Raw genomic sequence first — 20,214 nt, 5'->3', positions numbered from 1 at the left:
CTGAAGAGATTGAAGAATTTCGCTCGCAGCGGCAGCGGCGTGCTTCTGTAACCGTCCCCTCCACCGGTTACCCCTCGGGAGCCCGCCGTGTCCGTGCCTCTGCCCCTGTCCCGTCGTCGGCTGCTGGTCGCCGGCGGTGCCGGCCTCGTCCTGGCCGGTCTCACCGACCCGTTCCGGGCCGCCCCCGCCCGAGCCGCCGTCACCACCGCCGACCTTGTCGTCTACGGCGCCACCTCCGGCGGGCTGGCCGCCGCGATCACCATGCGCCGGCTCGGCCGCACCGCAGTGGTGGTGGAGCCCACCGGTCACGTCGGCGGGTTGAGCACCGCCGGGCTGGGCGCCACCGACACCGGCGTCCAGGCGTCCATCGGCGGGCTCGCCGCCGAGTTCTACCGCCGGGTGTACGTGAAGTACCACGGCGGAACCCTCACGTCGACGTCGCCGCTGCGGATGACCTTCGAACCGCACGTCGCCACCGCCGTCTTCGCCGAGATGCTGGCCGAGGCGGGCGTGCCGGTGGTCGTCGACGCCCGGCTGGCCGGCCTGGGCCGAACCGGGAACCGGATCACCGAGTTGCGTACCGAGGACGGGTCGATCTACCGGGGCGGGGTGTTCGTCGACGCCACCTACGAGGGCGATCTGCTGGCCATGGCCGGCGTCGGGTTCACCGTCGGGCGGGAGCCAAACGACACCTACGGCGAGACGATCAACGGGGTGCAGTCACGCAACACCCACCAGTTCGCCTACCCCGTCGACCCGTACGTGACGGCCGGCTCGCCCACCAGCGGGCTGCTGCCGGGCATCTCCGCCACCCCGCTCGCCCCGCAGGGCAGCGGCGACGACAGGATCCAGGCGTACTGCTTCCGGATGTGCCTGACCCAGGCGGCCAACCGGATCCCGTTCGGCAAGCCGTCCGGCTACGACCCCGTCCGGTACGAGCTGCTCCTGCGGCACATCCAGGCCGGCTACGCGGGACCGTACTTCACCACCCACTCGGTCGGTGGCGGGAAGACCGACTCCAACAACAACGGTGCCGTGTCGACCGACAACATCGGCTTCAACTACGCGTACCCGACGGCGAGCTGGGCGACGCGCGAGAGCATCATCGCCGAGCACCGCACGTACCAGCAGGGGTTGATGTGGTTCCTGGCCAATGACAGCCGACTGCCGGCGTCGGTTCGCGACTCGACGGCCCGGTGGGGGCTGCCGGTGGACGAGTTCACCGCCACGGGCGGCTGGCCGCCGCTGCTCTACATCCGCGAGGCCCGCCGGATGGTCTCCGCGTACGTGATGACCGAGGCCGACTGCCGGGGCCGGGTACGCGCCACCGACTCGGTGGGCCTGGCCAGCTACACGATGGACTCGCACAACTGTCAGCGGGTGGTCGTCGACGGCAAGGCGCGCAACGAGGGCGATGTGCAGATCGGTGTGCCGGCGCCGTACCCGGTGAGCTACCGCGCGATCGTGCCGCACGAGGCGCACTGCGCCAACCTGCTGGTGCCGGTTTGCCTCTCGGCGAGTCACATCGCCTACGGCTCGATCCGGATGGAACCCGTGTTCATGATCCTCGGGCAGGCCGCGGCCACCGCGGCGTCCCTGGCCCTCGCCGGGAACTTCGCCGTGCAGGCCGTCTCCGTGCCGGCCCTCCAGACCCGGCTGCGCCAGGACGGCGCGGTGCTGGAGTGGGGCTCCACCAGCGAGGTGATCCTGGACAACGCGTCGACCAGCGGGATCACCCGGGCCGGAACGTGGCTGCGCAGCACCAGCATCGGTGGTTACTACGGCGGGGACTACGAGCACGACGGCAACACCGCCAAGGGCGTCAACCGGCTGCGGTTTCGCCCGACGCTACCGGTCTCCGGGTCGTGGACGGTGCAGTTGCGCTGGACCGCTGACCCCAACCGGGCGAGCAACGTGCCGGTGGACATCGCGTACTCCGGAGGGCTGGTCACCCGGACCGTCGACCAGCGGCAGTCCGGGGGTCAGTGGGTGCCGCTGGGCACCTACCCGTTCACGGCGGGCACGGAGGGGAGCGTGTTGATCCGCACCGAGGACACCGACGGCCACGTGATCGCCGACGCGGTGCGCTTCGTCCGGGCCTGACCGCTCGAAACGGCGGCGGTCTCCGGGCGGGCAGCGGTCTCCGGGCGGGCGGCGGTCCTCGGGTCGAGCGGCGGTGCCACCAGCAGCGGGTCGACCTGGATCACCTCGATCCCGAGCGGGCGCAGCATGCCCCGCAGTGCCGACTCGCACAGCTCCTCCCAGAGCTGCTCCGCGCCCATGGCGGCGACCAGCAGCTCGGGTCTGGTGAAGGCGATGCCCACCCGTTGCCCCTGTGGGGAGCGGCCGGTCCGCACCGTCCGCACCAGCCGTCCCGGCAGGTCGCGCACCGGAACGGCGAAGATTATCGGGGCCTCGTCCATTGTCGGGTTGGTCCTTCCCGTTCGTGCGGCGGTTGCGGCGGTTGCTGCCTGTGCCGCGGTTGCGGTGGTCATCGGCTGAATCGTTCGAGGTCGTGGGCGAAGCGGCGGATCGTCGCGGCCCGTGCCCAGGACGGCGCGGGAACCGCGACGACCGGCACGGACGCGCGCGTCACGCAGTACCGGGTGACGTTCCCGCGCGACCTACCGAACCGGCCGCGATCCGGGCTGCCGACGACGAGCAGGTCGGACTCCCGATCCGCGTGGTCGACGAGCACCTGCCCGGCGTACCCCTGGGTCGCCACCAGCCGCACTGTCACGTCCCGGGGCAGGCCGCCGAGCGCCGCGTCGAAGACGCCGCGCAGGTAGACCAGGGCCGCCCTGTCGCACTCGTCCTGCCAGCGCCAGGTCAGGGTGCCGGGCCGCCACGTCGGCGCGAAGACCCAGGCGCGGACGGCGTCCAGTTGCGCTCCGTCGCGGCGGGCCAACTGCATCGCGCGCCTCAATGCCTGCATTCCGGCGAACGACCTGTCGACTCCGACCACGATCCGGTGGGGCTGGGTTGGGCGGCTCATGCGGCGGACACCACCCAGGCCGGGGCGTCGGTCGCGGTACGCGGGTCGGTCGGCGTGATCAGGTCGAGCGCGCGCAGGATGTAGTTGGCCTCGACTACCTCCACCCCGGCGCGCAGGCGCAGGTCGGCCACGGCGCGGTGCAGCACTGTGATGCTGCCGGCGGAGAGACGGACCACGGCGTCGACGTCGGCGGCGATCCACCACGCCGCGACCGCGCACGGCTCGTGCCGCAGGTACTCCACCAGGTGACTGCCCGGCGCGGATGGACCGAGCCGGACGCTCACCAGCGCCTCGTGCCGCCGCTCGGGCTCGCTCGCCCCGGTCACGGTCTCACCGGGGTCGCCGTCTGTGCCGGGTGGCGGTCCTCCGCGTTCCCAGCGTGTCATCCGCCAAGGACTCATGGACCCATCGTCACCACCGGGCGACGGCGGTGCGCCAGTCGATACGCCGTTTCGACGGGCCACCGCCAAATCTTGACGCCGCGTTCACGCGGTGCGCTTTCCGGTCAGTTGCCGGAGAACCCGACGCCCACCAACCGTTCCGAGACGGCCCAGAGGCGGGCGGCGTCGTCGATGCTCCGGGCGGAACGGTAGACGGTCAACTCGGTCGGCGCTCCGGTGAACTGACCCAGCCCGTCCGGGCCGTAGAACCGGCCGCCCTGCGCCTGCGGGCTGGTGGCCGCGTACAGGGCGGGGCGCAGCCCGGCCTCCACCGAGTGCACCAGGAAGCCCCAACGGGCCAGCCGACTCATCACCGTGTGGTGCAGCGAGGGCCGGCTGCGGCCCAGGTTGGGACCGGACGCGTACAGGTTCGTCATCGTGGTCCCCGGGTGGGCGACGTTGCTGACGATTCCCCAGCCGCCGGCTCGACTGCGCCGGTCCAGTTCCAGCCCGAACAGCAGGGTGGCGAGCTTGGAGGCGTTGTAGGCGCGGATCGACGCGTACCTGCTGTCGCTCTGGAGGTCGTCCCAGTCCAGCCGGCCGGAGCGCGCGGCACTGCTCGACATGGTGGTGACCCGCGCCCGCCCGGCGCGAAGCAGCGGCAGAAGCCGTCCGGTCAGCGCGAAGTGGCCCAGGTGGTTGGTGCCGAGTTGCAGCTCGAAGCCCTCCGCTGTGACGTGCCGGGTGGGGGGTGTCATCACGCCCGCGTTATTGATCATGAGGCGGATCGGCCGGCCCTCGCCCAGCAGCGTGTCGGCCAGCGCGGCCACCGAGTCCAGCGAGGCGAGGTCCAGCTGCCGGGTCGACACGACGGCGCCCGGTGCGGCGGCCCGTACGGCGTCCAGCGCGGCGGCGCCTTTGGCAGGGTTGCGGACCGGCAGCACCACCTCGGCGCCGGCCTGCGCCAGCCGGGTGGCCAGGCCGAGGCCCAGCCCGTCGCTGCCGCCGGTCACGACGGCGAGTTTTCCAGTCAGGTCCGGAACGGTCAGGTCGAGCACGACATCCCCCAGGTCGACGGTGTCCTTCATCGGTCGTGGACAAGCCTGGATCGGTCGCCGGCCGGCACCCAGGGTGGCCTTGTCCAGGGATCACCGGTCCCTGGCTCGGGGAAGCTGCGGGCCGGGCGGACACGGGGAGTAACGTTCCAGGCGGACCAAGATCGGCGTACGAGGAGGCACAGTGCAGACGACGACGGTGGACATCCCGACCGGTGACGGAGTCGCGGACGCATCCCTGAGCCGGCCCGACGGAGACGGCCCGTTCCCCGCGGTGCTGCTCTTCATGGACGCCTTCGGGCCGCGCCCCCGCCTGGTCGAGATGGCCGAGCGGATCGCCGCCCGGGGCTACCTGGTGCTGACGCCCCACCTGTTCTACCGGGCCGGCCGGGCGCCGCTGTTCGACCTGTCCCGGCTCGCCGAGCCGGATCAGCGCGGCGCGCTCTTCGCGAAGATCGCGCCGCTGGCCCAGGCGCTGACTCCCGAGGCGATCAGCCGGGACACCGCCGCGTACACCGACTTCCTGGCCGCCCGCGACGACGTCCGGCCGGGCCCGGTCGCCATCACCGGCTACTGCCTGGGCGGCACGAACGCGCTACGGGCCATCGAGGCGCACCCGGACCGCATCGCGGCCATCGCCAGCTTCCACGGCGGGCACCTCGTCACCGACGCGCCGGACAGCCCCCACCTGGGCGTTGCCTCGATCATCGGCGAGGTGTACTTCGGGCACGCCGACGCCGACCAGTCGGCGACACCCGAGCAGATCGCCACGCTGGAGAAGGCGCTCGACGCCGCCGGTGTGCGCTACCGCTCCGAGGTGTACGAGGGCGCGCATCACGGCTTCACCATGGCCGACACCCCGATGTTCGACGAGCAGGCCACCGAGCGGCACTGGGCCGCGTTGTTCGACCTCCTGGACCGCACCCTGCCCGTCAGCTGACGGGCGTGCCGGCCCGATCAGCGGCGCAGCAGCACCGGGCCGGCGTCGATGCGGGTGCGGAACAGCGCGTACGGCTTGCGCCGTAGGTCCTTGCCCCGCTGGTACTGCGGCTGCCGGTGCAGTTGGTTGGCGGTGACGTAGAGGTACCCGTCGGTGGCGACCGACATGGTGTCCGGCCAGAGCAGCCGTGGGTCGTGCACCAGGGTCTCGTACTCGCCGTCGGGCAGTCGACGGAGCACCGCGTTGTGCTCGTACGAGGTGAGGTAGAGCCGCCCCGCGTCGTCGCTCTCCAACCCGTCCGAGGCGGTGCCCCGGTCGCCCTCGTCGACCACTGTGGCGGCGACCGCCTCCTGGGTGACGCCCGGGTCGGCCAGCGCCTCGGTGGACACGCTGTGCAGGCGTCGGGACGCCAACGGGCAGTAGTAGAGCCGTTCGCCGTCGGCGGAGATGGCGATGCCGTCGGAACCCATGCTCACCGGCTTCGGCGGGCCGTCGGCCGGCCGTTCGAGGAACGGTCGGCCCTCCACCACCGGCCGGAACGACGTCAGCGGTTCGGCCTTTGTGGACGGGTGGTCGTGCAGCCGCCGCCAGGAGGCCCCGCTGGCCAGGTCCACCACGATGATCCCGTTCGGCCCGGAGTCCGCCGAGTCGGTGATGTACGCGACCCCCGCCTCGCCCCGCCGCAGGTCGAAGCGGACGTCGTTGAGGTAGGTCGTCGGCAGCGCCACGTCCGCCGGGAAGGTGATCACTTGGGCGACGGTGTCCGTGTCCAGGTCGATCCGGACCAGCTTGGGGCCGCCGGGCTTGGTGGGCTGGAACATCGGGCTGCCGGTGTCCAGCACCCAGAGCCGGTCGGCCGGGTCCACCACGATGCTCTGCACCGAGACGAACGCGCCCGCGTCGTCGTCGCCGGACGGGTCGTTCCAGGCCTGGTCGGGGTAGGGCACCTCCTGACCGTCGCGCAGCTCGACGACAGTGGCCGGCACCTCGTCGCCCCATTTCGGGAAGTTGACGAAGATCCGGCCGGAGTGCGAGACGCTCACCCCGGTCGGCATCGGGCCGGTGAAGGTGTGCACCAGCTCCAGCTCGCCCATCGGCTCGTCGCCGACCGGCCCGTTCATGACGTCCGCTCCACGGTGCTCATCGCCCGCCCCTTCCGACCCGCCGGATGTCCCGCTCCACCGCTGCTATTCCCGCCCGGACGTCCGGTATGCGTCGCCGGTCAGCGGAGCCGGAAGGGACAGCGGAGCCGGAGGGCGGGCCGGTCCGGGTTCGGTCAGGCCACCGGCGCGGCGGCCCTGGCGGCGGGCAGGCCGGGGACGGGGACGTCCACCGCGAGTAGCGCTCCGTCTTCCGGGCCGGGCGTCTCCAGCCCCACCCGGGCGGTGCCGATGAAGAGTCGCCGCAGGTCGGGGCCGCCCAGGCAGATCCCGGCCGGCTGTTTCGCGGGCAGCCGGATCTCCTGCTCCAGGGTCCCGTCCGGGCGGTAGCGGCGGACCGCTGAACCGCCCCACAGCGCGATCCAGAGGTGACCGGCGGCGTCGACGGTCATGCCGTCCGGGCCGCCGTCCGCGGCGGGCAACCGGAGGAACGGCTCCCGCCCGTTCAGGGCCCCGGTCGCGGGGTCGACGGTGAACCGGTCGATCTCGCCGCGCGGCGTGTCGGCGAGGTACATGGTGGTGCCGGTGGCGTCGAACGCCGGTCCGTTCGGGATGGTCAGTCCGGTGACCGCGGGCACCGGTGCCGCGCCGGGGGTGAGCCGGAACAGCGTGCCCCCGCCGGGCGTCATCGCGTACGTCATGCTGCCGGCCCAGAAGTGGCCGTGCGGGTCGGCGACGGCGTCGTTCATCCGGGTGGGAACGGGTGCGTCAGCGACCAGGTCGGCGACCGGTCGGGGGTCACCGGTGGCGGGCAGCACTGTGAGACCGGTTCCGGCGGCGGCCAGCCAGTCACCGGGCCGGCCGGCCACCGGGGCTACCGCGCCGAGCGGGACGTCGAGACGGCGCACCTCCCGTAGGGCGGCGGGGGCGTCGCCGTCGGTTTCCAGCAGTCGTCCGGCCAGCAGATCGACGAGGATCAGGCGGTCGTCGACCCAGCGCAGCCCTTCGCCCAACTCCAACCGGTCGGTGCTCCAGACGGTCGGCTCGGTCAGCTCCATCTCGCTCCTCCAAACGATCTGCGGGGCGGCGGCGGGCGGTCCTGCCGATCAGCGGTGACCGCCCACAGCCCGGTCAGCGGACCGTACCGCCCGGCTCGTGGTCCAGCAGCGCCAGCTCCGCCCGGTCGGGCAGGCCCTCCCAGTCGCCCCGGGTGGCGACCGCGAACGCGCCGGTGGTGACGGCCCGGTCCAGTCGGGCCGACGCGTCGACGCCGTCGAGCCAGCCGGAGAGCAGACCGGCGACGAAGGCGTCGCCCGCGCCGACGGTGTCCACCACCGGCACCGTCCGGGCTGGACGGTGCAGTGTGCCGACAGCGCTGTGGCTTGTCGCTCCATCGGCACCGTGCTTGACCACGACCTCGGTGACGCCGGCCGAGAGCAGCGCCGAGGCCGGGTCGGTCGCATCGGTGAGCACCGCCAACTCGTCGTCGGAGGCGATCACCAGGTCGATCGAGGGCAGCAGCGGGCGCAGCGCGGCGGCGGCGTCGGCCACCGACCAGAGCCGGCTGCGGTGGTTGACGTCGAGGCAGATCGTGCTGCCGGCGGCGCGGGCGCGCCGCACGGCCTCCACCACCGCCTGGTACGGCTCGACGCCGAGCGCGCAGGTGATGCCGGTGACGTGCAGCAGCCGGGGTGGCGGCCCGGGCGCGTCGAAGGCCCGGGCCACGTCGGCCGGGCCCAACCGCGAGCCGGCCGACCCGGCCCGATGGTAGGTGACCCGGAAGATGTCGGCGACACGGTTCTCGAAGAGGATCAGGCCGGTGGGGGCGGTCGTGTCGACCCGGGACCAGGTCAGGTCGACACCCTCGGCGCGCAGCGTACGGCGGACCAGCTCGCCGGGCTCGTCGGCACCGGTGACACCGACCCAGGCCGCCCGGTGGCCGAGCCGGGCCACGCCGATCGCCACGTTCGACTCGGACCCGGCGACGGAGATGCCGGCGGTGCCGCCGAGTCGCAGTGGGCCGGTGGTGCGGAACGCCGCCATCGTCTCGCCGAGCGTGAGCAGGTCGGTCATGGCCGGACCGCCGCGAGGAAGGCGGCGGCGCGCTCGCGCAGCGCCGTCGCGTCGCCGCCTCGGACGGCGTCGCCGAGCAGCGGGGAACCGACGCCGACGGCTGTCGCGCCCCGGTCGAGGTAGCGCCGAGCGCCGTCCGCGTCGACACCACCGACCGGCACGAACGCGGTACCGGGGAACGGGTCGCGCAGCGCGCCGAGGTAGTCGGGCCCGCCGAGCGACGCCGGGAAGAGCTTGATCGCGGTGGCCCCGCCGTCGATGGCCTGGACCACCTCGGTGGGGGTGAGGGCGCCGGCGAGCACCGGCAGCCCGAGCCGGCCGCCTTCGGCGAGGCTCGGTGCGATCGCCGGGGTGACCAGGAAACCCGCGCCGGCGTCGGCTGCGGCGCGCGCGTCCTCGGCGCTGAGCACGGTGCCGGCGCCCAGGGCGAAGTCGGGCCCGAGGGCGGTCCGGGCGCGACGGATGACGCCGAGCGCGTCGGCGCTGGTCATCGAGACCTCGACCAGAACCACGCCGCTCTCGGCCAGGGTGAGCACGGCGGTCAGCGCGGCGGCCGGGTCCGGGCCGCGCACGATCGCCAACAGCCGGTGGGTACGCAGCTCGTCGAGCAGGTTCATCACGGTGTCCTCAGTGGTTGCGGTGGGCGGAGATGGTGAGTCGCCAGGTGACCTCGCCGGTGGCCGGGACGACCGCCGCGTCGGTGGGACCGGCGTCGACCAGGTCGAAGGCCGCGCCGAGCATCGGTTCGATGCCGACGCTGCGGTAAGGGCCGTTCGCCGGCCAGCCACCCAGGTTGCGCCAGAGCGCGGTGCTGCGGGGCTGGCCGGCGCACTCCAGCTCAAGAGTCAGCCGGTCGGCTCCGTCGATCACCTGCACCCGGGCGCAGTCGAGCAGCACCGCGCCGACCGCGGTCCCGTCGTCCGGGCCGAACGTGTCAAGGGTCAGCCCGGCCGGGGCCGGCCACCGCCCGGTCAACCACGGGTCGCCGGTGGGCCAGCCGCCCGGCGGCAGAAGCGCGGCGGCTTCCGGGTGCAGCCGGGTCGGGGTGCCGGCGGGCGCGTCGAGGCGGGCGGCGGGGGAGAGGTCGAGCAGGGCGTGCGCGGCCCAGACGAACCGGTGCCCGGGGTCGGCGGCCAGCCGGTAGTCGGCCACCACCACGCCGCCGGTGCCGGTGATCCGGCGGGTGAGGGTGAACGTCGGCCGTTCGATGACCGCGGTGCCGGGCCCGGCGCTGCGCCACGGCCGTGACCACACCTCGCCGTGGTCGGGCTCGCCGCGCACTGTGGGCAGGCACTCCTCCAGCCCACCGGCGTCGACGAACGCGTCGTCGGGGCGTACCTCGTGCCGGCCGGGTTCCGGGCCACGCCACAGCCACTCCCGGCCGCCGCCGCGCAGACTCGTCCACCGACCGCCGTGCGCGGCGTCGTACGCCACCCGCAGGGCCACCGGCCGCGCGCCGGTCACCACTCGGCGAAGGACCCGTCGGCGTGCTGCCAGACCGGGTTGCGCCAGGCGTGCGGCGTCTGGGCAGCCTTGCGGACTGCGGCCTCGTCGACGGTGATGCCCAGGCCGGGCCGGTCGAGGCGGGCGATGTGCCCGTCCACGAACCGGAACGGCTCCGGGTCGATCAGGTAGTCCAGCAACTCCGAGCCGGCGTTGTAGTGGATGCCGATGCTCTGCTCCTGGATCAGGAAGTTCGGCGTCGCGAAGGCCACCTGGAGGCTGGCCGCCAGGGAGATCGGGCCGAGCGGGCAGTGCGGGGCGAGCAGCGCGCCGTACGTCTCGGCCAGCGCGGCGATCCGGCGGACCTCGGAGATCCCGCCGGCGTGCGACAGGTCCGGTTGGACCACGGCGACCCCGGCCTGCAACGGGCCGAGGAACTCGTTGCGGCCGTAGAGCCGCTCGCCGGTGGCCACCGGGATCGGCGTGCTGGCGATGATGTCGCGCAGGTGGTGAGCCTGATCGGGCAGGACCGGCTCCTCCACGAAGAACGGACGCAGGGCGGCCAGCTCGGGCAGGACCCGGCGGACGGCGGCCATTCCGGCGCGACCGTGGAAGTCCACGGCGATGTCCCGGTCGGGGCCGAGCACCTCCCGGGCGGCGGCCACCCGGCCGACGACAGCGTCCACCTCGGCCGAGGTGGGGATCGGCGAGAGCCGCCCGCAGGCGTTCATCTTGACCCCGGTCAGGCCGGCGGCGACCTGGGCGGCGGCGGCGTCGGCCACCTCGCCGGGTTCGTCCCCGCCGATCCACGAGTAGATCCGTACCCGGTCGCGCACGTGCCCGCCGAGCAGCGCGTGCACGGGCGCGCCGTACGCCTGCCCTGCGATGTCCCAGAGCGCCTGGTCGAGGCCGGCGACCGCGCTGGAGAGGATCGGGCCGCCCCGGTAGAAGCCGCCCTTGGTGAGGACCTGCCAGTGCTGCTCGATGCGTAGCGGGTCCGCACCGATCAGATGTTCGGAGAGCACCTCGACCGCGCTGCGCACCACCTCGGCGCGGCCCTCGACCACCGGCTCACCCCACCCGACCAGCCCGTCGTCGGTCTCCACCCGGCAGAACAACCACCGTGGCGCGACCAGGAAGGTCTCGATCCGCTCGATCTTCACTGACTGCCCCTTCGTCCCCGTGCCTTCTCGACGTCGCGGACGGCCTTGTCCAGCAACTGACGCATCGCGGTCTCGGCCGCCGTCTCGTCCCGGTCGCGCAGCGCGTCGACCACCGCACGGTGGCTGGGCACCGGGTCGTCGTGCGCGGTGCCGCCGTGCACCAGCCGGTCCCGTTCGGCGAGCCCGGTCTCCATCACCACCTCCATCCGTTCCAGCAGTTCGTTGTGGGTGGCGGTGAGCAGCGCGCGGTGGAAGGCGAGGTCGGCGGCGATGGCGGCGGCGGGATCACCGTTGGCCTGGGCCATCTCGGCCAGTGCCTGGTCGAGGGCGGTCAGGTCGTCCTCGGTGGCACGGGTGGCGGCCAGCCGTGCGGCGGCCGGCTCGATGATGGCGCGCACCTCGTGCAGTTGATCGAGCAACCGCTGGTCGGTGCCCTCGGCGAACTGCCAACGGATCACGTCACCGTCGAGCAGGTTCCAGTCCGCACGGGGTCGGACGAAGGTGCCGCGCTTCTGTCGGGCGTCGACGATGCCCTTGGCCGAGAGGACCTTCAGCGCCTCGCGGAGCGCGGTGAGGCTGACGTCGAACTCCTCCTGCAACGCGACGATGTTCAGCGTCGCGCCGGCGGCGATCTCGCCGGTGAGGATGCGACGGGCGATCGCTTCGACGGTCTGCCCGTGGACGCCGCGGCGTGCGTACTGTGCCAATGCTCCTGGCCTTTTCGCTGGTCGGTATCGATCTCTCAGGCCGAGGCTTTCACCGCTGTCCAGCCACCGTCCACCACGAGGCTCGCCCCGGTGATGTAGGCGGCGTCCGGCGAGGCGAGGAAGGCGACAGTGGCGGCCACGTCGTCCGGTGTGCCGAAGCGCTTCGCGACGGTCTCCGCGATGCTGCGCTGACGGTCCTCTTCGGACACGTCCGCCCAGGCGGCGGTGAGGATCGGCCCGGGCAGCACGGTGTTGACCCGGACCTGCGGGCCGTACTCGACGGCGAGCTGGCGGCCGAGCGCGACCAGGCCGCCCTTGGCCGCTGCGTACGCGGGCCGGCCGGGCAGCCCGACCAGCGCGTGCACCGAGGAGATCAGCACCACCGCGCCGGAGCGTGCCCGCAGGTCGTCCAGGCAGGCGCGGACGCCGAGGAACGAGCCGGTGAGGCTGACGCCGAGCTGGTGGTCCCAGGACTGCCGGCTGGTCTCGTGCGCCGGGGCGACCCGCACTGCGTACGCGGTGTTGACCAGGATGTCGACCGGGCCGAGGCGGTCGCGTACTGCGCTCACGGCAGTCGTCCAGTCGGCCTCGTCGCTGACATCGCCCACTACGGACAGTGCGCGGTGACCGCGCGCGGTCAGTTCCTCGGCGAGGGGGGCCGGGTCGGCGACGTCGAGCAGCGCGACCGCTGCCCCCTCGGCGGCGAGTCGCCGGGCGATGGCCGTGCCGATCCCACCCATCGCACCGGTGACCAGCGCGTTCTTGCCCTCAAGCCGACGCATAGGCTGATCCACGTGACCCTCGCCTTGATCTCGTCTAATCATTAATTACGAAGATATCTTGACAGTCGGCGACGGCCGATGCAACCTTCTGGTCACAGCATTCACATGGACGACACATCACGTGGTGACGCTGAGTGTCGTAAAGGAAGGGATACCTCCGTGAGCGACTTCGACCCCGGTCGCCGGCGATTCCTTGGCCACCTTGGGCTCGCCGGCCTGGGCGCGCTCGGCGCCAGCTCGTTCCTCAGCGCGTGCGCCAGCTCCGCCAGCGGGCCGACCACGAGCAACGGCTCGGGCGCTGTCACCATCCAGTCCAACCTCTCCTCGCCGCAGGCCAAGGCGGCGATGGAGAAGCTGATCGAGACCTTCAACGCGCAGGGCAAGGGCACGGCGAGTCTCAACACGATCGCCTCGGAGACCTTCCGGACCCAGCTGCCGACCTACCTGACCTCGGCCAACCCGCCGGACCTCTACACCTGGTACGCGGGCTCGGTCGCCAACGACTACGCCAGCAAGAACCTGCTGCTGGACGTCTCCGAGGTGTGGAAGTCGCTGGGCGACTACCCCGAGTCGTTGCGCACCCTCTCCACCGACGCCAGCGGCAAGCAGATCTTCGTGCCCATGAACAACTACTGGTGGGGCTTCTTCTACCGCAAGTCCAACTTCGCCAAGTGGGGCGTGCAGGAGCCGAAGACCTGGACCGAGTTCCTGGCGCTGTGCGAGACGCTGAAGAGCAAGGGCATCCCGCCGATCGGCATCGGGCTCGGCGACACCCCGTGGGTGGCCTCGGCCTGGTTCGACTACCTGAACATCCGGATCAACGGCGCGCCGTTCCACCGCGAACTGCTCGCCGGCAAGCAGCGCTTCGACGACCCGAAGGTCAAGGCGGTCTTCACCCGCTGGCGCGAGGCCCTGCCCTACTTCGACCCCAAGGGCAAGGCGTACCCGTTCCAGGAGGCGACCACCGCGCTGCTGGCCGGCAAGACTGGCATGTTCCTGATCGGCACGTTCTTCGCCGACGCGGCGCCCAAGGACGCGCTCGGCGACCTGGACTTCTTCCGGTTCCCGATCATCGACCCGGCGGTGCCGCTGGCCGAGGAGGCCCCGACCGACGGCTTCTTCGCCAGCGCGAAGACCGCCAACCCGACCGGCACCAGGGCCCTGCTCAGCTACCTGGCCGGGGTCGAGGCCCAGGAGGCGTACGTCAAGGCCAGCTCCGGCATCGTGCTGCCGGCCAACCCCAAGGCCAAGGCGTCGGACTCGCCGCTGGTGGTCAAGGGCAAGGCGATGCTCGGCGAGGCCAAGGAGCTGACCCAGTTCTTCAACCGCGACTCCAGCGACGCACTCCAGCCGACCGCGGACACCGCGCTGACCAAGTTCATCGACAAGCCGGACCAGATCGACGCGATCCTGCGGGAGTGGCAGGCCGGCGCCGAGAAGGTCTTCAAGGGCTGACGTGACGGCAACGATCTCCACGACTTCGGTCACACCCACCCGGCGGCGGCGACGGTCGGCTCGACTGTCGCCGCTGCTGGTGGCGTTCGTCCTCGTGCCGTTCGCGGTCGAGAGCGTCTGGGTCTTCTGGCCGGCGATCCAGGGCTTCTGGTTCTCCCTCACCCGCTGGGACGGGATGACGCCGCCGACGTTCGTCGGCACCGACAACTACGTCGAGCTGGCCGGCGACGCCACCTTCCGGGGTGCATTGGTCAACACGGTGATCTGGTTGGTGCTCTTCGGCGGCCTCTCCGTGCTGGGCGGCTTCGGGATGGCGCTCGTCCTGCAGAAGGAGCGGCGCTGGGTCGGCTTCTACCGGGCCGCGTTGTTCACCCCTGTGGTGTTCTCGCTGGTGGTGACCGCGCTGGTCTGGCGGGTCTTCTACCAACCCGACGGGATCGCCGACACGCTGCTGCGGGCCGTCGGCCTGGAGCAGCTGATCCGGCCCTGGCTCGCCGACCCGCAGACCGCCCTGTACGCCGTGATCCTGCCCGCGCTGTGGCGGCAGATCGGGTACGTGATGGTGCTGTTCCTGGCCGGGTTGAAGGCGATCGACCCGGCGCTGCACGAGGCGGCCCGGATGGACGGCGCGAACGCCTGGCAGCGGCTACGGCACGTCACGATTCCCCAGCTCAAGGGGGTCAACGCCGTGGTGCTGTCGGTCATCGTGATCGACTCGCTGCGCTCGTTCGACATCGTCTGGTCGCTGACCAAAGGCGGGCCGTACCACTCGTCGGAGCTGCTCAGCACCTACATGTACTCGACAGCGTTCCAGAGCCTGCGGCTTGGCTACGCCTCGGCGATCGCTGTCGTGATCTTCGTGCTCGCGCTGGCCGTCATCCTCGGCTACCTGGTCCGCGCGTTCCGGGAGGAAGCGTCATGAACAAGCTCCGTACCGGGGCCTTCCACACCGGCATGATCCTGCTCTCGCTGCTCTGGCTGGGCCCGGTGCTCTGGGTGGTGGTGATGTCCACCCGGTCGTTCGACGACATCGCCGCGCACGGCGTGGGCAGCCTGCCCCGGTCGTTCACATTGGACACCTACCGGCAGGCGTGGACCGACGGCGGCGAGCTACGGGCGCTGATCAACAGCATGCTGGTCACCGTTCCGTCGGTGGCGCTGAGTCTGGGGTTGGCCGCGATGGCGGCGTTCGCGCTGAGTCGCTTCCGGATCCCCGGGCGGCGCACGATCCTGCTGCTGATGCTCGCCGGGAACCTGCTCCCACCGCAGATCCTGCTCATCCCGGTGGCAAAGTTCAGCGAGCTGACCGGCCTGTACGACACGCTCTGGGCGTTGATCGCGGTGCAGGTCGGCTTCGGGCTCGGCTTCTACACGTTCGTCCTGCACGGCTTCATGCGGGACCTGCCGGGCGAGATCCAGGAGGCGGCCACCATCGACGGTGCCGGCACCGCGCAGATCTTCACCAAGGTGATGCTGCCGCTGACCCGACCCGCGCTGGCCGCTCTCGGGGCGCTCTCCTTCACCTGGATCTTCAACGACCTGCTCTGGGCGATCACCGTGCTGCGTACCGATGACAACATGCCGGTCACCCCGGCGCTGCTCGCCCTCCAGGGCCAGTTCGTCTCGTCCTGGAACGTCATCGCCGCCGGTACGGTCATCGCGGCCGTGCCCACCGTCGCGGTGTTCCTCCGCTTCCAGCGGCACTTCGTCTCCGGCCTGGCCCTGGGAGCGGTCAAGTGACCGCCGAGGTCGGGCAGCGCTGGACGCTGCGCGGCACGCACACCGAGTACACAGTGACAGTGCCCGCGCACGGTCGCTGGCTGGAACTTGTCGCGTGGGGACCGCACGGCGTCTCCGACGGGCCCTCGCCGGTCGCCTACGACGGCCCGGTCCCCTTCCTCACGGCCGGGGACGCGGCCCCCATCGAGTACGCCACCGACGCCGACCGCCCGTTCACCGGCGTCGACCTGGTGATCGAAACCTCGAACGGGCAGCGCCGGGTGGGCTTCGTGCACACCGGCGCGCGGGCCGACGCCGACCAGCGGAAACTGGCCGTCGAGTTCGCCGACCCGGTCACCGGGCTGCGCGCCACGGTGCATTACCGGGTTCCCGTCGGCACCGACGTGGTGCAGCGGTGGGTCGAGCTGGCCAACGACGGCGCGGACGCGCTGCGGGTCGTCCGGGCCGGTTCGGGCGGCTTCTGCGTGCCGACGCCCCACGGCGCCCTGCTCAGCCACCAGTGGGGCCAGTGGGAGCAGGAATTCCAGCTCTCCCACGTCGAGCTGGGCCACGGGACGTTCCGCATCGGCAGCTCCCAGGGCGTACCCGGGCATCTGCACGTGCCCTGGCTGGCCGTGCGCGACACCGCCGAGCCGGCCGGTCCGGCGTGGGGGATGGCGCTGGCCTGGACCGGCTCGTGGGAGATCAGCGCCGAGCGGGACACCGGCGGCCTGACCCGGGTCCGGGTCGGCCGTCAGCTGGTCGACGGCCCGCTGGAACTGGCCGCGGGTGAGCGGTTGACCCTGCCGGTGGCCACCGGGGCCTACAGCCCGGACGGCCTGGACGGGCTGGCCCGGGTCTGGCACACCCACCAGCGGCTACTGGCCGGCGATCGGCTCACCCCCCGCCCGGTGCTCTACAACTCCTGGGAAGCGACCTACTTCGCCGTCGAGGCGCACAGTCAGCTCGCGCTCGCCCGGATCGCCGCCGACCTGGGCGTGGAGACGTTCGTCGTGGACGACGGCTGGTTCGTCGGCCGCGACGACGACACCGCCGGGCTGGGCGACTGGACGCCCGACCCGGCGAAGTTCCCGGCCGGGTTCGACGCCTTCATCGCCGACGTCCGCGCGCTCGGGCTGAACTTCGGGCTCTGGGTCGAGCCCGAGTGCGTCAACCCGAAGTCCTCCCTGTACGCCGAGCACCCGGACTGGGTCTACTCCGTCGACGGGCGACCGCTCACCCCGGTCCGCAACCAGTACCTGCTCGACCTGGGCCGGCCGGAGGTCGCCGAGTTCGTCCACTCGACCGTCGACGGCCTGCTGCGCCGGTACGACATCGACTACCTGAAGTGGGACTTCAACAGGCCGCGTACCGAGCCGGGTCGGTCCGGCGGGGTGGGCCCGCTCGACCTGGACGGCGCGCACGTCGCCAACCTGCACCGGATCTACGAGCGGTTGCGCACCGACCATCCCGGTGTGCTGATCGAGGCGTGCGCCGGCGGGGGCGCGCGGACCGATCTGGCGATGGCTGCCCGAGCCGACGTCTTCTGGCCCAGCGACAACACCGGCCCGCTGGACCGGCTGGCCATCCAGTACGGCTTCCTGCACGCCAACGCCCCACACCTGCTCAGCTCCTGGGTCACCGACGCGCCCGGCCTGTTCGACAACCGCCCCCGCTCGCTGGCGTTCCGATTCGTCCTGGCGATGGCCGGTGTGCTCGGCATCGGCGCGGACATCCGGGCGTGGACCCCCGCCGAGCGGGCCGAGGCGGCCGGCTGGATCGCCCGCTACAAGGAGATCCGGGACGTCGTCACGCACGGCGAGGTACAACTGATCGGTGGCCCTGACCAGGCCCGCTGTGCCGTGCAGTACTCAGCGCCGGACGAGAGCCGGGTGGTGGTGCTGGCCTGGCACACCGGCCGGCTCGACGGAGCCGGGCTGCTCCCGTCCCGCCCGGTCCGGTTGCCCCTGCGCGGCCTCGACCCGGTTGCCCGTTACTCGGACGGCGATCGGCACTACTCCGGCAGCCACCTCGCCACCGTCGGCCTGCCCGTGCAGTGGAGCGCGACCCACGACGCCGACCTCATCGTGCTGACCCGCGACTGAGATCGGAGCACCACCACCCCCACCCCCGAGGGACAGGAGTACCTCCATGCGCCTGAACCGACCGCTGACCGCTGCCCTGGCCGTGCTCGGCCTGGGCCTGGCCAGCCCGATGCCGGCGATGGCCGGCCCACCCCACGCCGACCCAGCACAGGCGGGCCATGGGCTGGGCCGCCCCGGTCACGCTCCGGCGGCCACCGGCGCCGAGGACCAGGGTGCGCCGACCTTCTTCAACAGCGGGCTCGCCCCGACGCCCTACCAGGGCTGGAACACCTACTTCGGCCTCGGTGGTGATCCCACCGAGGCCGAAGTACGGTCGGTCACCGACTACATGGTCCACAGTGGCCTACGGGACGCCGGCTACACCTACGTCTGGATCGACGGCAACTGGGCCGCACCCACCCCGCGCGACGAGGCCGGCAAACTGGTCGCCGACCCGGCCCGCTTCCCTGGCGGGATGGCCGCGCTCGCCGCGTACATCCACAGCAAGGGGATGAAGGCCGGTATATACACCGACGCCGGTCCGTACCTGCCGGGACAGTGTGGGCTCGGCAGCAACGGCCACTACCAGGCCGACGTCGCCCAGTTCGCCGGCTGGGGCTTCGACGCGCTGAAGGCCGACTGGCTCTGCGGCCGGGCCGCCGGCCTCGACCCGGAGACCACCTTCCGGGAGTTGGCCGAGGCGGTACGCCAGTCGCCCCGACCGATGCTGCTCAACATCTGCAACCCGGTCAGCTCGGACTGGGGAGGCGGCCCGTACACCCCGGAGCAGCTCTCCACCTGGAGCTACACGTACGCGCCCACCATCGCCGACTCCTGGCGGACCTATACGGACGTGGGGCTCACCGACCCGTCCCCGCAGTGGGCGTACCCGTGGGTGCTGCGCAACATGGACGTCAACGCGTACCACCCGGCGGCCACCGGGCCGGGGCACTACAACGACCCGGACTACCTGCTGCCGATGCGTCCGCTGCCCGACGGTGGGTACGAGTTGAGCCTGGACGAGTCCAAGACGCAGCTCGGCATGTGGGCCATCATGGCCGCGCCGCTGGTGATCGGCTCCGACCCGCGTGGCCTGCCGAAGGAGATGATCTCGGCGCTGACCAACCCGGAGATCATCGCGGTGGACCAGGACCCGCTGGTCCGGCAGGGCGTCAAGGTCGCCGACACCGGCACCGACGCGCAGGTGTGGAGCAAGGTGCTCGCCGGCTCCGGCAAGCGTGCGGTCGCGCTGCTCAACCGGCACGACACCGCCCAGCAGGTCACTGTGAACTTCGCCGACGTCGCCCTCGGCGGGTCGGTCAAGGTCCGTGACCTGTGGGCCCGAACCACTGTGGACGCTCAGCCGGGCAGCCCGGGTGTGCAGCCGTTCACCGGCTCGTACACCGTCGAGGTGCCGGCGCACGGGGTGGCCATGCTCGGTCTGACCGGCACCGACCAGGTCGCCGGCGCCGACCTCGGTGGCACTGCCAGCGCCAGCCCGGCCCTGGTCCGGGTGGACGACACCCACGCCACCGCCTTCGTCCGCGACGCTGCCGGCGCGCTGGCCGTCAACACCCGCACCGGTACGACGTGGGGCACGCACTGGACCTCCCTCGGCGGCCCGGTCGGCGGCCGGATCCTCGGCCAGCCGGCGGCGTACGGCTCCGCGGACGGGCGGCTCGACGTCTTCGTCCGCGGCACCGACAACGCCGCCTGGCAGCGCAGCTACGTGGCCGGCAGTTGGGGACCGTGGCGCAGCCTCGGTGGCACGCTGACCGACGCGCCGACGGTGGCCTGGACGAACCCGACGCAATGGACCCTCGTCGCCCGCGGCGCCGACGGCAAGCTCTGGTCGCGTACGCCGAACGCCGGCTGGACCGGCGTCGGGGCTCCCGGGAACCGGCCGTTCTACGGCCGGCCGAGCGCTGTCGTCGACGATGCCGGCGTGCTGCACGTGGCGGTCCGCAGCCGAACCGACGAGGTGTGGTGGAGCAGTCGTACCGGGACCACCTGGTCTGCCTGGACCAACCTGGGCGGCACCACCAGCGGCAGCCCGACCCTGCTCGCCACCTCCGGCCGGGTCTACCTGTTCGCGCTGGCCGCCGACAACCGGCTCTGGCAGCGCAACCTGGCCGACGGCGCCTGGGGCGGCTGGTTCCGACGCGGTGAGTTCGCCACCGACGCGTTCCGGGGCGCTCCCGGGTCCGCCGCCGGTGCCAACGGCAGCGCCTGGCTGGCGGTACGCGGCGTGGACGACCGGGTGCACCAGATCGTCCTCTGACGCGCAGGTGGCGGCGTTGTTTGAACGCTCGTCCGCG

At 72.2% G+C, this 20,214-nt stretch carries 19 protein-coding genes; 7 read left to right on the top strand and 12 right to left on the bottom strand.

Going from position 1 to position 20,214, the window contains the following annotated elements:
* The first annotated feature begins 87 nt into the window (after positions 1–87).
* Positions 88–2,103 (top strand): FAD-dependent oxidoreductase, encoded by a 2,016-nt coding sequence (locus AB0B48_RS07590; RefSeq protein WP_357197410.1) that lies wholly within the window; start codon positions 88–90, stop codon positions 2,101–2,103.
* Here the strand turns inward: AB0B48_RS07590 and AB0B48_RS07585 are convergent.
* The 4 genes from AB0B48_RS07585 to AB0B48_RS07570 all read right to left on the bottom strand — a co-directional run bounded on the left by AB0B48_RS07585 (position 2,004) and on the right by AB0B48_RS07570 (position 4,463).
* Positions 2,004–2,495 carry an SAV_915 family protein gene (locus AB0B48_RS07585; RefSeq protein WP_357197406.1) on the bottom strand — a complete coding sequence of 164 codons (492 nt, stop codon included), beginning with the start codon at positions 2,493–2,495 and terminating at the stop codon, positions 2,004–2,006. The genes AB0B48_RS07590 and AB0B48_RS07585 overlap by 100 nt on opposite strands.
* On the bottom strand, positions 2,492–2,995 hold the full coding sequence (locus AB0B48_RS07580; RefSeq protein WP_357197403.1) for a universal stress protein: 504 nt from the start codon (positions 2,993–2,995) through the stop codon (positions 2,492–2,494). Before AB0B48_RS07580 ends, AB0B48_RS07585 begins: the two co-directional genes overlap by 4 nt.
* Positions 2,992–3,321: a hypothetical protein gene (locus AB0B48_RS07575; protein ID WP_355005034.1), complete on the bottom strand. Its 330-nt coding sequence runs from the start codon at positions 3,319–3,321 to the stop codon at positions 2,992–2,994. Before AB0B48_RS07575 ends, AB0B48_RS07580 begins: the two co-directional genes overlap by 4 nt.
* A 179-nt stretch (positions 3,322–3,500) precedes the next feature.
* Positions 3,501–4,463 (bottom strand): SDR family oxidoreductase, encoded by a 963-nt coding sequence (locus AB0B48_RS07570; protein WP_357197399.1) that lies wholly within the window; start codon positions 4,461–4,463, stop codon positions 3,501–3,503.
* Positions 4,464–4,614: 151 nt separating this feature from the next.
* Between AB0B48_RS07570 and AB0B48_RS07565 the strand changes: the two genes are divergently transcribed.
* Positions 4,615–5,370, top strand: coding sequence for a dienelactone hydrolase family protein (locus AB0B48_RS07565; RefSeq protein WP_357197396.1), 756 nt, complete (start codon positions 4,615–4,617; stop codon positions 5,368–5,370).
* Positions 5,371–5,387: 17 nt separating this feature from the next.
* On the opposite strand, the gene AB0B48_RS07560 is transcribed toward AB0B48_RS07565, so the two are convergent.
* The 8 genes from AB0B48_RS07560 to AB0B48_RS07525 form a co-directional block, all read right to left on the bottom strand.
* The gene (locus AB0B48_RS07560; protein WP_357197392.1) at positions 5,388–6,491 is read right to left on the bottom strand and encodes an L-dopachrome tautomerase-related protein; all 1,104 of its coding nucleotides are present in this window, start codon (positions 6,489–6,491) and stop codon (positions 5,388–5,390) included.
* Positions 6,492–6,646: 155 nt separating this feature from the next.
* The gene (locus AB0B48_RS07555; RefSeq protein WP_357197389.1) at positions 6,647–7,528 is read right to left on the bottom strand and encodes an SMP-30/gluconolactonase/LRE family protein; all 882 of its coding nucleotides are present in this window, start codon (positions 7,526–7,528) and stop codon (positions 6,647–6,649) included.
* A 73-nt stretch (positions 7,529–7,601) separates the two neighbouring features.
* Positions 7,602–8,543: a sugar kinase gene (locus AB0B48_RS07550; RefSeq protein ID WP_357197386.1), complete on the bottom strand. Its 942-nt coding sequence runs from the start codon at positions 8,541–8,543 to the stop codon at positions 7,602–7,604.
* Complete coding sequence (locus AB0B48_RS07545) at positions 8,540–9,160, bottom strand: bifunctional 4-hydroxy-2-oxoglutarate aldolase/2-dehydro-3-deoxy-phosphogluconate aldolase (protein ID WP_357197383.1); 621 nt, start codon at positions 9,158–9,160, stop codon at positions 8,540–8,542. The genes AB0B48_RS07550 and AB0B48_RS07545 overlap by 4 nt, the downstream gene beginning before the upstream one ends.
* Before the next feature lie 10 nt (positions 9,161–9,170).
* Positions 9,171–10,010 carry a hypothetical protein gene (locus AB0B48_RS07540; RefSeq protein ID WP_357197380.1) on the bottom strand — a complete coding sequence of 280 codons (840 nt, stop codon included), beginning with the start codon at positions 10,008–10,010 and terminating at the stop codon, positions 9,171–9,173.
* Positions 10,004–11,149 carry a galactonate dehydratase gene (gene dgoD, locus AB0B48_RS07535; RefSeq protein ID WP_357197377.1) on the bottom strand — a complete coding sequence of 382 codons (1,146 nt, stop codon included), beginning with the start codon at positions 11,147–11,149 and terminating at the stop codon, positions 10,004–10,006. Before dgoD ends, AB0B48_RS07540 begins: the two co-directional genes overlap by 7 nt.
* On the bottom strand, positions 11,146–11,856 hold the full coding sequence (locus AB0B48_RS07530) for a FadR/GntR family transcriptional regulator (protein ID WP_357197375.1): 711 nt from the start codon (positions 11,854–11,856) through the stop codon (positions 11,146–11,148). The genes dgoD and AB0B48_RS07530 overlap by 4 nt, the downstream gene beginning before the upstream one ends.
* A gap of 35 nt (positions 11,857–11,891) precedes the next feature.
* Positions 11,892–12,638, bottom strand: coding sequence for an SDR family oxidoreductase (locus AB0B48_RS07525; RefSeq protein WP_357197373.1), 747 nt, complete (start codon positions 12,636–12,638; stop codon positions 11,892–11,894).
* 159 nt (positions 12,639–12,797) lie between these two features.
* On the opposite strand from AB0B48_RS07525, the gene AB0B48_RS07520 reads away from it, so the two are divergent.
* Genes AB0B48_RS07520 through AB0B48_RS07500 form a run of 5 tightly spaced genes read left to right on the top strand, consistent with a single transcriptional unit; the run spans position 12,798 to position 20,177 of the window.
* Entirely contained in the window at positions 12,798–14,093 is a 1,296-nt protein-coding gene (locus tag AB0B48_RS07520; protein ID WP_357197370.1) for an extracellular solute-binding protein, read from the top strand.
* 1 nt (position 14,094) lies between these two features.
* A complete protein-coding gene (locus AB0B48_RS07515) occupies positions 14,095–15,015 on the top strand; it encodes a sugar ABC transporter permease (protein WP_091395034.1) in 921 nt (306 codons plus the stop codon).
* Complete coding sequence (locus AB0B48_RS07510) at positions 15,012–15,833, top strand: carbohydrate ABC transporter permease (protein WP_196920834.1); 822 nt, start codon at positions 15,012–15,014, stop codon at positions 15,831–15,833. Before AB0B48_RS07515 ends, AB0B48_RS07510 begins: the two co-directional genes overlap by 4 nt.
* Positions 15,830–17,917 carry an alpha-galactosidase gene (locus AB0B48_RS07505; RefSeq protein WP_357197367.1) on the top strand — a complete coding sequence of 696 codons (2,088 nt, stop codon included), beginning with the start codon at positions 15,830–15,832 and terminating at the stop codon, positions 17,915–17,917. Before AB0B48_RS07510 ends, AB0B48_RS07505 begins: the two co-directional genes overlap by 4 nt.
* 46 nt (positions 17,918–17,963) lie before the next feature.
* A complete protein-coding gene (locus AB0B48_RS07500; RefSeq protein ID WP_357197364.1) occupies positions 17,964–20,177 on the top strand; it encodes a glycoside hydrolase family 27 protein in 2,214 nt (737 codons plus the stop codon).
* The last annotated feature ends 37 nt before the right edge of the window (positions 20,178–20,214 follow it).

Source organism: Micromonospora sp. NPDC049089 (genome assembly GCF_040648775.1).
GTDB lineage: Bacteria > Actinomycetota > Actinomycetes > Mycobacteriales > Micromonosporaceae > Micromonospora.
Note: the sequence above shows the minus strand (reverse complement) of the source record. Positions and strands in the feature narration are given on the sequence as shown.

Excerpts from the sequence above, each read along its gene's own strand:
- AB0B48_RS07510 (WP_196920834.1), top strand. The coding sequence starts at position 15,012 with ATGAACAAGCTCCGTACCGGGGCCTTCCACACCGGCATGATCCTGCTC.
- AB0B48_RS07545 (WP_357197383.1), bottom strand. The coding sequence starts at position 9,160 with ATGAACCTGCTCGACGAGCTGCGTACCCACCGGCTGTTGGCGATCGTG.
- AB0B48_RS07500 (WP_357197364.1), top strand. The coding sequence starts at position 17,964 with ATGCGCCTGAACCGACCGCTGACCGCTGCCCTGGCCGTGCTCGGCCTG.
- AB0B48_RS07570 (WP_357197399.1), bottom strand. The coding sequence starts at position 4,463 with ATGAAGGACACCGTCGACCTGGGGGATGTCGTGCTCGACCTGACCGTT.
- AB0B48_RS07550 (WP_357197386.1), bottom strand. The coding sequence starts at position 8,543 with ATGACCGACCTGCTCACGCTCGGCGAGACGATGGCGGCGTTCCGCACC.
- AB0B48_RS07585 (WP_357197406.1), bottom strand. The coding sequence starts at position 2,495 with ATGACCACCGCAACCGCGGCACAGGCAGCAACCGCCGCAACCGCCGCA.
- AB0B48_RS07555 (WP_357197389.1), bottom strand. The coding sequence starts at position 7,528 with ATGGAGCTGACCGAGCCGACCGTCTGGAGCACCGACCGGTTGGAGTTG.
- AB0B48_RS07525 (WP_357197373.1), bottom strand. The coding sequence starts at position 12,638 with ATGCGTCGGCTTGAGGGCAAGAACGCGCTGGTCACCGGTGCGATGGGT.
- AB0B48_RS07560 (WP_357197392.1), bottom strand. The coding sequence starts at position 6,491 with ATGAACGGGCCGGTCGGCGACGAGCCGATGGGCGAGCTGGAGCTGGTG.
- AB0B48_RS07580 (WP_357197403.1), bottom strand. The coding sequence starts at position 2,995 with ATGAGCCGCCCAACCCAGCCCCACCGGATCGTGGTCGGAGTCGACAGG.